Genomic DNA, 13497 nt, shown 5'->3' with positions numbered 1-13497 from the left:
AGCTAACTTAGTTAAACCCGTAAAGGAGAAACTCATGGCAACGCAACCCAACATCAAGCTTCACGATGGCAACAAGATGCCGCAGCTCGGACTCGGCGTATGGAAAGCCAGTAACGAAGAGGCAAGCAATGCTGTGACGACGGCCATCAATGCCGGCTACCGCCACATTGATACTGCTGCCATTTATAAAAACGAGGAAGGCGTCGGCGAAGCACTCAGTGGCATTAATGTGCCGCGCGAAGAGCTGTTCATCACCACCAAACTGTGGAATGACGATCAGTTGCACGCCGAGAAAGCCCTCGAGGAGAGCCTGAAGAAGCTGCGTCTGGACTATGTCGATCTCTATTTGATCCACTGGCCGAAGCCGGACGAAGGTAACTATGTCGAAGCCTGGAAGCAGATCCTTAAGCTGAAGGAGCAGGGTCTGGCGAAAAGCGTCGGCGTGTGTAACTTCAACATTCCCCACCTGCAAAAGCTGAAAGACGAAACCGGCATCTTCCCGGTGGTGAACCAGATTGAGCTGCACCCTATGCTGCAACAGCGCCAGCTTCACGCGTGGAATGCCACCCATAATATCGCGACGGAATCCTGGAGCCCGCTGGCTCAGGGTGGCGAAGGGGTATTCGATCAGGCGCTGATCCAGAAACTGGCAGAGAAATACGAGAAAACCCCGGCGCAAGTGGTGATTCGCTGGCACCTCGACAATGGTTTGATTGTGATTCCTAAGTCAGTAACGCCTAAACGCATCCATGAAAACTTCGACGTATTTGATTTCAAACTGGAAAGAGAAGAACTGGCGGAGATCGCCAAGTTGGATCTGAACAAACGCTTAGGCCCGGACCCTGACACCATGTAATTGAGCCGTGCTCAAAAGCAAAAACCCGCCGAGGCGGGTTTTTTTATGTCCATTAATCTGTGAACCTACATCGACGGCGTTGCGAGCATTTGCCCGGTCGACCCGCGATCCGCCATCTCCAGCGTGCCGCTCTGGTACAGGAACGGGAAGTGCTCGAATGATGCCTGATTGAAGTACACCAGCAGTTCCACGTCGCCATCCACCCACACCGTGTCTTTGAAACCGGCATCTTCAATCAGCGGCGCGGCGCCGTTGACGCTTTTCACCAGGAAGGAGACGCCCTGCACGGTAAAGGACTGCGGCAGGTCAGCGTGGATATTCCAGCGCTCCCACGAGCCTTGCTGCACGGTAGTATCAATACGGTTAATGTCCCAGATGGAACCATTAATGCCCGGCTGACTGTCGCCCAGACGGAACTCACGGGTGCGCACCACGCTGCCGCCAAGGATCTGGTCCGCCAGCAAGCGCATTGGCAGGTTGTCAGTCACCAGCGGCAGCAGGCCGGTCGGTTTTAAGGTTAGCACCAGGGTGGAAACCAGAATGCTTGACGGCTCGAACAGGCCGCGAAGACGCTGCATCACGCTCGCCGCTTCACCGGCGGTGATGGACACTTCGTCGCCCTGCGACATATCGATCAGCACTTCGCGGCGCTCGCCCGGTGCCAGCGACAGGCGCTGGACGGTGACCGGCGCGGGCAGGAAACCGAGGTCCGAGCCAATCACGTGGAACGCGCGGTTGTCGGTCATGCTCAACTCATAACGACGGGCATTGGACGCGTTGAGCAGGCGCAGGCGCACCCAGCCGCGTGACACTTCGACATAGGGGCTTTGCACGCCGTTAACCAGCATGGTGTCGCCAATAAAGCCGCCGGAAGAAGGCATGTCGTACTGCGGCACGCCGAAGTTATCCAGACGCTTGTCTTGGATGATAATCGGGAAATCGTCCACGCCGTAGTGGTTCGGCAACGGCAGGTTTTTGCTGAATTCATCTTCCACCAGCCACATGCCCGCCAGCCCGTTATACACGTGCGGCGCCATGCGATTTGGCGTATTGGCGTGATACCAGCAGGTGGCGGCGGCCTGACGAATGGGCAGCACCGGGGACCAGTCGACGTTGGGCGAAATCATGCGCGCCGCGCCCCCGCTCAGGGTGCCGGGTACCTGCAAGCCGCTGACGGTCATTGAGACAGATTCAGACAGGCGGTTGCTGTAGATAAGTTTGACGTCGTCGCCGTTGTAGACGCGCACCGTCGGCCCAAGGTACATGCCGTTAAAGCCCCAAACGGGTGCCTTATTGCCGCCAAGGAATGACCAGTGCGCAGCTTGCATGGTCAGAAACAGGGGCTGACCACGACGGGATTCGATAAGCGGTGGAACGGGTAAAACAGGCTGCGGTCCATTCGCATTTGCCCTCAGTGGCAACGCGCCCGCGGCTAAAGCCACTGCGGTTGCTTGCAGGAATGAGCGACGACTGAGTGACATATCTTCTCCATGAAAACAAAATCAAAGCTGTGTAAATCGCCTGCTACCTTCATTGGCGGCAGGCGGAAAAGGTTTACTTTTTGGCTTTTGCCGCGGCTTCACGCTGGGCAACTTCAGCATCCAGCTCGGCAATTTTATCCGCCATGATCTGATGGCAGTGGTTAGACAGGTCGCGCAGACGCTCTTTGCCGTACTGGGAGGTATCCACCGGCGGCAGCATCTCGACAATCACCAGACCGTTTGACCAACGGTTTAATTTAATTTTATTGCTGGTGTTGGAAACACAAATGGGCACGATAGGCACGCCGGCTGAAATCGCCGCGTGGAAAGCGCCGGTTTTGAATGGCATCAGGCCACGACCGCGGCTGCGGGTCCCTTCCGGGAACATCCAAATCGAAATGTTCTTCTTGTTGATGTGATTAACCACCTGCGAGATGGTGCCGTGCGCTTTGGCGCGGTTATCACGGTCAATCAACAAGTTGCCCGTCAGCCAGTATAGTTGGCCGAAGAACGGGATCCACACCAGACTCTTTTTACCCACGGTCACTGTACGCGGCTGCACCACGCTTGAGGCAGTCACCATGTCGAAGTTGTTCTGGTGGTTAGCAATATAAATGCATTTACCATAATGCGCCGCTTCGGCTGGGATACGTTTTTCAACGGTAATACCCAACACCGGGGCCAGACGCCCGAACATATGACCAAATGTCGCCACGTGTTTTGGATTTCGCGGGCTAAACAGGCAGTAGATACAACCCAAAATACTTAGCAGAATTGAATAAAGAACGACGATGATCAGACGCAAAATAAATAACATAACATCCTCTTAAGCATACAGCCGAAGCAGGCAAGACGTCTTGCGGCTCCCTTCCCTCTGCGCCGGGCTATTCTCAGGCCTCAGCCAGCATGACACAACGGTTTTGTTGATACATTTGTAAAATTTTTGCGCTAGGCAACAACTTCAAATTCGCGGAGTTTTGTAAAGCATTCAGGGCACAAAGGTGCCCTGAATAATTCAGCATTTACTCTGGGCTTCGGCGAGTTACTCTTCGCTGTTACCTGATGATTTTACTACCGGGGAATCCACTTCAACGCGGTCTATGCGCTGCAAGCCGCGCGGCAACAGGGTTCCTTTACGACCACGTTCTGCACGGAATTTCTGTAGCTCTTCCGGACGCAGGGTCAATTTACGCTTACCGACATACAAGGTTAGCGAAGTTTGCGGCGCTAAGACCAGCAACCACACCAGTTTGTCTTCGCCCGACGCCGCCTGCGCCGCAGGAATTGAAACAATTTTATTACCTTTGCCCTTCGACAGCTGCGGCAGGTCGGCAACCGGGAACAGCAGCATACGACCGGCAGCGGTGATAGACAGCAACATGTCGTCTTCGCCGTGCAGTTCGATTGGCGGCAGCGCCTTAGCGTTGTCCGGCAAGGTGATCATCGCTTTACCGGCGCGGTTACGCGCCACCAGATCATTGAAGGTACAAACGAAGCCGTAGCCCGCGTCCGAAGCCATCAACAGTTTCTGGTCGTCAGCGGCCATCAACACTTGTTCAATAGTAGCACCCGGTGGCGGTGTCAGCTTGCCGGTTAATGGCTCGCCCTGCCCGCGCGCCGATGGCAGCGTGGTTGGGTCCAGCGCATAGCTGCGCCCGGTAGAGTCGATAAACACCACCGGCTGGTTACTCTTACCTTTGGCGGCGGCGCGGAAGCTGTCCCCCGCTTTGTAGCTTAGCCCGCTGGCGTCGATATCATGGCCTTTCGCACTGCGCACCCAGCCCATTTCGGACAGGACGATAGTCACAGGTTCGGAAGGCACGAAGTCGTGCTCGCTCATGGCTTTGGCTTCTTCGCGCTCGGTAATTGGCGAGCGGCGGTCGTCGCCATAGGCTTCGGCGTCGGCCTGAATCTCTTTGCGAATCAAGGTGCTCAGCTTGCGCTCAGAACCCAACAACGCTTGCAGCTGATCGCGCTCTTTCGCCAGTTCGTCCTGCTCACCGCGAATCTTCATCTCTTCGAGTTTCGCCAAGTGGCGCAATTTCAACTCAAGAATGGCTTCGGCCTGCGTCTCACTCAGCTCATAACGCGCCATCAGCACCGGCTTCGGCTCATCTTCGGTACGAATGATATGAATGACTTCATCGATATTGAGGAAGGCAATCAGCAAACCTTCAAGGATATGCAGACGCTTGAGCACTTTATCGAGGCGATAGTTCAGGCGGCGACGCACCGTTTCGCGGCGGTAGTCCAGCCATTCGCGCAGGATCTCAACCAGCCCTTTCACCGAAGGACGGTTGTCGAGGCCAATCATGTTCATGTTGATGCGATAGCTGCGTTCCAGATCGGTGGTGGCGAACAGGTGATTCATCACCTGATCCAGATCCACACGGTTGGAGCGCGGCACGATAACCAGACGCGTCGGGTTCTCGTGGTCAGATTCGTCACGCAAATCTTCAACCATTGGCAGCTTTTTGTTGCGCATTTGGTTGGCGATCTGCTCCAGCACTTTCGCGCCAGAAACCTGATGCGGCAAGGCGGTGATCACCGCGCTGCCGTCTTCTTTATTCCACACGGCGCGCATGCGCACCGAGCCTTTGCCGGACTCGTAAATCTTACGAATTTCGTTACGCGGCGTAATGATTTCGGCTTCGGTTGGGAAGTCAGGCCCCTGCACGAACTCCAGCAAATCTTCCAGCGAGCTGCCCGGCTTTTCCAGCAGGGCGACGGCGGCGGCGGCCACTTCGCGGATGTTGTGCGGAGGAATATCCGTCGCCATGCCCACGGCAATCCCCGTGGTGCCGTTGAGCAGGATATTCGGCAGGCGCGCAGGCAAGGTTTTTGGCTCTTGCATGGTGCCATCGAAGTTCGGCACGTAGTCCACGGTGCCCTGACCCAGCTCGCGCAGCAGAACATCGGCGTACTTCGACAGGCGCGATTCGGTATAACGCATGGCGGCGAAGGACTTCGGATCATCCGGCGCACCCCAGTTCCCCTGACCATCCACCAGCGGGTAGCGGTAAGAGAACGGCTGCGCCATCAGCACCATCGCTTCATAACAAGCACTGTCGCCGTGCGGGTGATATTTACCTAATACGTCACCGACGGTACGTGCCGATTTCTTGAATTTAGCGTTGTTATTCAGGCCAAGTTCGGACATCGCATAAATGATACGGCGCTGAACCGGCTTGAGGCCGTCACCAATAAACGGCAGCGCGCGGTCCATGATCACGTACATGGAATAGTTGAGATAGGCGTTCTCAGTAAACGTGTGCAGAGCTAGACGCTCTGTCCCGTCATGAGTTATTTCGCTCATTATGTTTCATCCTCAAAACCGTGGCGTGATGGTTTCTCTATTTAGAAAGCTTACGCTCGCGGGCGTGCCACGAGGCAATAATGTTGGCGATAGTACATCATCCGGCGCATGGCTGTCACAGCCACTCTCTTTATCGGCAGAATTACAAAACCTGCGCGCCGAAGGCTTAACGTCTGGCCGAGCTGCAAAAGGGCATTAAATGATAAAAACAGGCGATTCTGCGAAGGTTTATTGCATTTTAGTCCATAGTCTTGTGCTCTAGCGCACATTTTTCTCAGGCCAATGCTTCAGTAAACTGTTGGACAACAGTTTACCAACGAGGCACTCCCTATGAGCAACATTTTGATTATTAACGCAGGTAAAACCTTTGCCCACTCAAAAGGCGCATTGAACATTAGCCTGACCAAACTCGGCCACTCCGTCCTGACCGAAGCCGGACACAACGTGCGCGTGACCACGCTGGAAGACGGTTATGACATCCCGACCGAGATTGAGAACTACCTGTGGGCCGATACCGTGATTTATCAGCAACCGGGCTGGTGGATGGGTATGCCGTGGACGCTGAAAAAATACGTCGATGAGATCTTCACCGAAGGCCACGGCAAGCTGTACGCCAGCGATGGCCGCACCCGTTCAGATGCATCGCAGAAATACGGCTCAGGCGGCTTGCTGCAAGGCAAAAGCTACATGCTTTCTCTGACCTGGAATGCTCCGCTGGAAGCTTTCGAAGATAAAGAGCAGTTCTTCCACGGCGTGGGCGTCGACGGCGTGTATCTGGCGCAGCACAAAGCTAATCAGTTCCTGGGTATGCACGGCCTGCCGACCTTTATCTGTAATGACGTGATTAAGCAGCCTGATATCGACGGTTATTTCGCTGCATATCGCGCACACCTTGAAAATGTGTTTGGTCGCGCATAGTTTAGAGGTTCATTGAGAAGCCTGTCAGGTTTCAAACAAGAGGTTGTTATGATCACTGTTATTGCTGAAATCATCATGAAACCGGGCCGCCGCGACGCGGTTCTGGAAAAGATCAACGCCCTGCTGCCAAGCGTTCTGGCCGAAGAGGGTTGTCACCGCTACGATCCTTTCACTGATATCAGCGGCCAGATTCCGTGGCGCAAAAGCGCACCAGATTCTGTTTTCATGGTGGAAGAGTGGGAAAGCCTCGCGCACCTCGAAGCACACCAGCAGGCTGCGCACATGAACGCGCACCGCGAAAACATCAAGGCTGACGTGCAAGATGTGGTGATCAACATCATCGAAAAAGCCTGATCACCGGCTGGCGCTAGCTGCTACTTTTAGCAGCATCGCCGATAGATTGAAACAAAAACGCCGGAGCTGCAAAGCCCCGGCGTTTTTTTATGGCGACGCTGAAATTAAACGTCTAATTCTGCGGTATCGCCTTTTTCCTGCAACCAGTTGCGACGGTCTTCTGAACGCTTCTTGGCCAGCAGCATGTCCATCATGCGCAGGGTTTGATCGACATTTTCTTCGTCGATGGTCAACTGCACCAGACGGCGCGTGTTCGGGTCGAGCGTGGTTTCGCGCAGTTGCAGCGGGTTCATCTCACCCAGACCTTTGAAGCGCTGGACGTTCGGCTTGCCCTTCTTACGCTTCAGCTGCTCCAGCACACCCTCTTTCTCCTGCTCGTCGAGGGCGTAGAACACTTCTTTGCCCAGGTCGATACGGTAGAGAGGCGGCATGGCCACATAGACGTGGCCGCCGCGCACCAGCGAGCGGAAGTGGCGGACAAACAGCGCGCACAGCAGCGTGGCGATGTGCAGGCCGTCGGAGTCAGCATCCGCGAGGATACAGACTTTGCCGTAGCGCAGCTGGGTCAAATCTTCGCTATCCGGATCGATGCCGATCGCCACCGAAATGTCGTGAACTTCTTGCGAAGCCAGCACTTCGTCGGAAGAGACTTCCCACGTATTCAGGATCTTACCCTTCAGCGGCATGATCGCCTGATATTCGCGATCGCGCGCCTGCTTGGCGGATCCGCCTGCCGAGTCCCCTTCCACCAGGAAGAGTTCGGTCATGTTCAGATCCTGCGAAGTACAGTCGGCCAACTTGCCCGGCAGCGCGGGGCCGCTAGTCAGTTTCTTACGCACCACTTTCTTGGCGGCGCGCAGACGGCGCTGGGCGCTGGAAATACAGAGTTCGGCCAGCTGCTCGGCGGCCTGCACGTTCTGGTTCAGCCACAGGCTAAAGGCATCTTTCACCACGCCCGAGACGAAAGCCGCGCACTGGCGAGAAGAGAGACGCTCTTTGGTCTGGCCGGCAAACTGCGGGTCCTGCATTTTCACCGAGAGCACGTAGGCACAGCGCTCCCAGATATCTTCCGCCGACAGCTTGACGCCGCGCGGCAGAATATTGCGGAATTCGCAGAACTCGCGCATGGCGTCGAGCAAGCCCTGACGCAGACCATTGACGTGGGTACCGCCCTGCATGGTTGGGATCAGGTTGACGTAGCTTTCCGTCAGCAGTTCACCACCTTCAGGCAGCCACAGCAGCGCCCAGTCAACGGCTTCCACATCACCGGCAAAAGCCCCCACAAAAGCCTTTTCAGGCAGGGTGATCAGGCCGTTTACGGCTTCCATCAGGTAGTCGGTCAAGCCATCTTCATAGCACCAGCGCTGCTCGGTATTGTTCACTTTATCTTTGAACAAGATCTCAACGCCCGGGCAGAGCACGGCTTTGGCTTTTAATAAATGGCTGAGGCGGCTAACGGAAAAACGCGGGCTGTCAAAGAAGCTAACGTCCGGCCAGAAATGCACGCTGGTGCCAGTGTTGCGTTTACCGCAGGTGCCGGTGACGTGCAGATCCTGCACTTTGTCGCCGTTCTCAAACGCCATTTCATAGACTTCACCACCGCGTTTCACCGCCACTTCGACACGCGTCGACAAGGCGTTGACCACGGAGATCCCCACGCCGTGAAGGCCGCCGGAGAACTGGTAGTTTTTGTTGGAGAATTTGCCGCCTGCGTGCAAGCGACAGAAAATCAGTTCAACTGCGGGCACACCCTCTTCCGGGTGAATGTCCACAGGCATACCGCGCCCGTCGTCGATAACTTCAAGGGATTGATCCGCATGGAGGATCACTTCGATACGGCGCGCGTGGCCGGCTAAAGCTTCATCGACGCTGTTATCGATGACTTCCTGACCCAGATGGTTTGGTCGAGTGGTATCGGTGTACATGCCGGGACGTCGACGCACCGGTTCAAGACCGCTGAGGACCTCTATGGAATCCGCGTTATAAGTTGATTGGCTCATCGTTGAATATTCGTGGCTCATAGGTTGGTGGGCTAACGTGGGCTAACGATAGTATAAAAAAGTACAAATGCGTGCGCAGGGCAGATGCCCACGGGCGGCGACTCAGGAAAAACCAGAAGATACTTCGCTCTGAAAGGTTAGTCTGAAGCCAGCCCCAGGAAATCAACAATCGGCGAAAAATAGCGCTCGAAGCCGACAAAACTATGATTCCCCTCGGGTTCTACCGTTTGCCGACACGCAGTGTAATAGGCCACGGCCTGTCGATAATCGAGGGTTTCATCACCCATTTGCTGGAGCAGCCAGAGTAAATCTGGGGACTCCAGCGGTTCAACCTGCATCACTTTCAGGTCGTAAACGTGGCGTGACTCTAACACATATTGCTGCCCGGTGTAGGGGTTCTGATTCTGCCCAAGGTAGTCGACAAGCAGCTCAAAAGGCCGCACGGCGGGGTTAACCACTACTGCGGGCACGGTGAAGCACTGCGAAAGCCACGTGGCGTAATAGCCGCCGAGAGAAGACCCTACGATGCCCAGCTTGCGCCCGGCTTTTTGCATCACCAGCGACTCCAGCTCTTCCGCCGCTTCTGCTGGGAAAGGGGATAACTGCGGCACCACCATCTCAATGTGCGGATGCTGTACCGCCAGCCAATCTTTCAATAAGGTCGCTTTTGCCGAGTTGGGAGAACTGTTGAAACCGTGCAGGTAGAGTAAGGTACTCATTCGTAGCCGTCCGAATCACTATCCGGACGGAACTCATCGCTTTCAATGCGCATGACCTGCGTTTCCACCCGGCCGTCTGGGTAGAGGTCAAGGTAGCGCCAGCCCGGCGCGGCGGTGTCAATGGTGAAATTGGTGCAGTGAGGCTTGAACTGTACGCAGGTCGAAGGCGTGGCGTACAGCCGTTTGCCGTGCCAATCGAGATCCAACTCTTGGTGAATATGGCCGCACAACAAGGTATTGGCCTTGGGATAATTCGCCAACACGTCCGCCAGCATATGGGCATTGCGCAGGCTGTGTTGATCCAGCCACGTGCAGCCTGACGGCAGCGGGTGATGATGCAGCATAATCAGCGTGAAACGCTCTGGATATTGCTGCAAGCAGCGCTCCATCCACTCCAACTGATACTCGCTGAGATGGCCATGGGGGACGCCGAAGACTTGGGTATCGAGCAGAATGACCTGCCAGTCATCCCCCAAAAGAAGCTGTTTCGACGGGTGAATGCCCTCTTCGCGCAGGGCGTCGACCATGGCTGGCTGGAAATCATGGTTTCCCGGCAGCCAGACGCAGGGGGCGGACAGCTCATTAATCCCGCGCGCAAAGTGATGATAGGCATCCAGGGATTGATCCTGTGCTAAATCGCCCGTGGCGGCAATAATGTCGATGCCACGGTTCTGCGCCTTTATGGCGTCCAGCACGGCGCGATAGCTGCGGAAAGTATTCACTCCCAGCAACGTTTCATTCTCACCGGCGAAAAGATGGGTATCGGTAATTTGCAGAATTCTGACTTTGGCCCCATTAACCAAAGGCAGTATAAACAGGCTTTCCAAGTCGTATCCTTTGTAATTGAAGTCTGTCTAACAAACCGGAACGGCCATCGCTCCATGCGCAAGGCAATAACGCAACCAGTCCGCAAGGAACTGGTTAATTTGATGCTTTTCGTCACGCTGATGCAACTTTTTATTAGGATAATCATAGCGTGCTTTGAAGCGAAAGATCTGCTGGGTCGAACACACTTCCGCAACCATCGCGTCGTGGTAAAGACGCACGGTTAGCGAAGGCAAGCTCCAGTAGCTCACCGCCGGGGCGGTCTGTTCGATTTCAACCAGCGTGGTGTAACGCGTAGACTCAGTAATGGTCAGACGGTAGGTTGCGCTACTTACCTGATAAGTCGCCGTTTCGCCCACTTCATCATTACGCGGCATCAAACGACGTAGTTGTGCGAAATTGGTTTCACACAATCTCATCATTTCAGGAAAATCAGGGGTATAGCGCTTAATCATTAGTTGGACCACTCTTTTCGCAGGGATTCATGGTGCAGGGCCAGCCATTGAAGTGCAATCACTGACGCCGCATTGTCGATTACTCCTTCCTCCACCCAGCGATAAGCCTGTTCACGACTTACCACATGCACGCGGATGTCCTCATTTTCGGCTGCAAGGCCGTGAATTCCCTGTGCTGTTGTCGCATCAACTTCGCCGACCAAAATCGACAACCGTTCGCTGGTTCCACCCGGGCTCGCGAGGTAACTCAGCGCGGGTTTGCAGCGACCGACAACAATATTAGCTTCTTCCAGCGCTTCGCGCCGGGCGACATCTTCGACCGATTCGCCGGGCTCAATGATACCGGCGACCATCTCCAGAAGCCAAGGGGTATCACTGGAATCAATGGATGGGATGCGAATCTGTTCAATCAGCACCACTTCATCACGTTGTGGATCATAGGGCAATAAGACGGCGGCGTGCCCGCGCTCAAAAACTTCGCGAACCACTTCATTACTCATTTCACCGCTAAATAGGCGGTGGCGGAAGCGATATGCAATGATTGAAAAAAAACCTTTATATCGCGTCTCACGTGCAATAATTTCTACATCATCTTTGCCGAAAGTAACGGGTGAACCCTTCGTTTGGGACATAATGCTGTTTCCTTATTACCTTTTGCTGACAAATTATCGTCATTTGAGGTCAATTTGATGAAATTGCGCTAATAATAATCAGGCACGTTTGTGGTAGATTTGTACCACTTTGGCTGAGAAGGCACGTAAAGCCACTCAGTCCTTCTGCCAGTCTCTGCTAGAATCCGCGTCTATTGGTATTTTGACAGCGTCACCATAACAACATTGCTGCACAACAAGGAATGCAAATGAAGAAACTGCTCCCCCTTCTAATCGGACTGAGCCTGGGCGGCTTCAGCGCGATGAGCCAGGCTGAAAACCTGATGCAGGTCTACCAGCAAGCCAGGGAAAGTAACCCGGATCTGCGCAAGTCCGCAGCCGATCGTGATGCTGCATTCGAAAAAATTAACGAAGCTCGCAGTCCTTTATTACCGCAACTCGGATTGGGTGCGGATTATAACTATACCAACGGCTACCGTGATGCGAATGGCGTTAACAGCAACCAGACCAGCGCGTCTCTGCAATTGACCCAGACTATTTTTGACATGTCGAAATGGCGTGCCCTGACCCTGCAAGAAAAAGCAGCCGGTATTCAGGACGTTTCCTTCCAGGTTGATCAGCAGAAACTGATCCTGGATTCGGCGACAGCCTATTTCAACGTGTTGAGCGCGATTGACTCTCTGTCTTATACCGAAGCACAGAAACAAGCGATTTACCGTCAGTTAGACCAAACCTCGCAACGTTTTAACGTGGGCCTGGTGGCAATTACTGACGTGCAAAACGCCCGTTCACAATACGACACCGTGTTGGCGAACGAAGTGACTGCCCGTAATAACCTCGATAACGCGCTGGAATCTCTGCGTCAGGTTACCGGCGTTTATTATCCGCAGCTCTCTTCTCTGAATATCAACAATTTCAACACCCAGCGCCCACAGCCGGTCGCCGGCCTGCTGAAAGAAGCGGAAAACCGCAACCTGAGCCTGTTGTCTGCCCGTCTGTCCCAGGACTTGGCGCGTGAGCAAATCCGTTCCGCCCAAACCGGTCACATGCCAACTATCGATTTGACCGCGTCAACTGGCGTGAGCAACACCAAATACAACGGTTCTAACACCGGTGAATCTGCCAGCACCCGAGATTCCGATGCGGGCCAGAACAAAATTGGCCTGAGCTTCTCCCTGCCACTGTATAGCGGCGGCTCGGTGACTTCTCAGGTGAAACAAGCGCAATACAACTTTGTTGGCGCAAGTGAGCAGTTGGAAAGCGCGCATCGTTCAGTGGTTCAGACCGTGCGTTCTTCCTTCAACAACATTTCTGCGTCAATCAGTAGCATCAACGCTTACAAACAAGCCGTTGTTTCTGCACAAAGCTCCTTAGACGCGATGGAAGCCGGCTACCAAGTGGGTACCCGTACTATCGTTGACGTGTTGGATGCCACCACCACGCTGTACAACGCCAAGCAACAACTCTCTTCTGCGCGTTATACCTACCTGATTAACCAGCTGAACATTAAGTCTGCGTTAGGTACGTTGAATGAGAATGACCTGCTGGCGCTGAACGGCACCCTGGGTAAAGCTATCCCAACGACGCCGGAAGCCGTGGCGCCAGAAAACCCACAGCAAGATGCCTCCGCTGATGGTTATAACGGCAGCCAGACTCCTGCTGCTCCGGCCGCTACACAGGTTCGGGCAGAGCAGGTTAGCTCCCCAGTGGTTAACCGCACTCCGGCTAACTCAGGTAGCAGCACATCGACGACCAAGAAGAGTGGGAATCCTTTCCAGAATTAATCTGGTTTTAAAGGGAATAACCTACTTTTGCGATAAGCGGCCTAAAAAGGCCGCTTTTTTTTGTCTGGGTCACAGCCTTTCGTAAAGTCTCGTAACAATTGCCCCTGACTGCTTTAACATTAACCGTCTTTACCCTATTCTTACGCATTACTGGGAAAGGGGCGAAAAAGCCCTATAC

12 protein-coding genes are annotated in these 13497 nt (G+C 54.4%); 4 read left to right on the top strand and 8 right to left on the bottom strand.

Features of this window, described 5'->3' with window-relative positions; all coding sequences use genetic code 11:
* Positions 1 to 34: 34 nt before the first annotated feature.
* Positions 35 to 856 carry a 2,5-didehydrogluconate reductase DkgA gene (dkgA, locus tag SBO83_RS09405; RefSeq protein WP_396131319.1) on the top strand — a complete coding sequence of 274 codons (822 nt, stop codon included), beginning with the start codon at positions 35 to 37 and terminating at the stop codon, positions 854 to 856.
* Positions 857 to 921: 65 nt separating this feature from the next.
* Here the strand turns inward: dkgA and ftsP are convergent, their stop codons facing one another.
* The 3 genes from ftsP to parC form a co-directional block, all read right to left on the bottom strand.
* Entirely contained in the window at positions 922 to 2337 is a 1416-nt protein-coding gene (ftsP, locus tag SBO83_RS09400) for a cell division protein FtsP (protein WP_396131318.1), read from the bottom strand.
* 73 nt (positions 2338 to 2410) lie between these two features.
* Entirely contained in the window at positions 2411 to 3154 is a 744-nt protein-coding gene (locus SBO83_RS09395) for a 1-acylglycerol-3-phosphate O-acyltransferase (RefSeq protein ID WP_353503438.1), read from the bottom strand.
* Positions 3155 to 3379: 225 nt separating this feature from the next.
* Positions 3380 to 5653, bottom strand: a complete 2274-nt coding sequence (parC, locus tag SBO83_RS09390) for a DNA topoisomerase IV subunit A (RefSeq protein WP_396131317.1) — start codon at positions 5651 to 5653, stop codon at positions 3380 to 3382.
* Between the two features lie 330 nt (positions 5654 to 5983).
* On the opposite strand from parC, the gene SBO83_RS09385 reads away from it, so the two are divergent.
* Positions 5984 to 6571 carry an NAD(P)H-dependent oxidoreductase gene (locus SBO83_RS09385; protein WP_396131316.1) on the top strand — a complete coding sequence of 196 codons (588 nt, stop codon included), beginning with the start codon at positions 5984 to 5986 and terminating at the stop codon, positions 6569 to 6571.
* A gap of 48 nt (positions 6572 to 6619) precedes the next feature.
* Positions 6620 to 6925, top strand: coding sequence for an antibiotic biosynthesis monooxygenase (locus SBO83_RS09380; protein ID WP_396131315.1), 306 nt, complete (start codon positions 6620 to 6622; stop codon positions 6923 to 6925).
* A 104-nt stretch (positions 6926 to 7029) separates the two neighbouring features.
* On the opposite strand, the gene parE is transcribed toward SBO83_RS09380, so the two are convergent.
* From parE to nudF, 5 genes are all read right to left on the bottom strand, one after another.
* A complete protein-coding gene (gene parE / locus SBO83_RS09375) occupies positions 7030 to 8925 on the bottom strand; it encodes a DNA topoisomerase IV subunit B (protein ID WP_353503441.1) in 1896 nt (631 codons plus the stop codon).
* Positions 8926 to 9062: 137 nt separating this feature from the next.
* Positions 9063 to 9644 (bottom strand): esterase YqiA, encoded by a 582-nt coding sequence (gene yqiA / locus SBO83_RS09370; RefSeq protein ID WP_353503442.1) that lies wholly within the window; start codon positions 9642 to 9644, stop codon positions 9063 to 9065.
* On the bottom strand, positions 9641 to 10471 hold the full coding sequence (gene cpdA / locus SBO83_RS09365; protein WP_396131314.1) for a 3',5'-cyclic-AMP phosphodiesterase: 831 nt from the start codon (positions 10469 to 10471) through the stop codon (positions 9641 to 9643). Before cpdA ends, yqiA begins: the two co-directional genes overlap by 4 nt.
* A 27-nt stretch (positions 10472 to 10498) precedes the next feature.
* Positions 10499 to 10924, bottom strand: a complete 426-nt coding sequence (locus SBO83_RS09360; RefSeq protein WP_353503444.1) for a DUF1249 family protein — start codon at positions 10922 to 10924, stop codon at positions 10499 to 10501.
* Positions 10924 to 11556 carry an ADP-ribose diphosphatase gene (gene nudF / locus SBO83_RS09355; protein ID WP_396131313.1) on the bottom strand — a complete coding sequence of 211 codons (633 nt, stop codon included), beginning with the start codon at positions 11554 to 11556 and terminating at the stop codon, positions 10924 to 10926. The genes SBO83_RS09360 and nudF overlap by 1 nt, the downstream gene beginning before the upstream one ends.
* Positions 11557 to 11783: 227 nt before the next feature.
* On the opposite strand from nudF, the gene tolC reads away from it, so the two are divergent.
* On the top strand, positions 11784 to 13319 hold the full coding sequence (gene tolC, locus SBO83_RS09350; RefSeq protein WP_353503446.1) for an outer membrane channel protein TolC: 1536 nt from the start codon (positions 11784 to 11786) through the stop codon (positions 13317 to 13319).
* Positions 13320 to 13497: the final 178 nt, after the last annotated feature.

This window comes from Ewingella allii (assembly GCF_044430645.1).
Classification (GTDB): domain Bacteria; phylum Pseudomonadota; class Gammaproteobacteria; order Enterobacterales; family Enterobacteriaceae; genus Ewingella; species Ewingella allii.
Note: the sequence above shows the minus strand (reverse complement) of the source record. Positions and strands in the feature narration are given on the sequence as shown.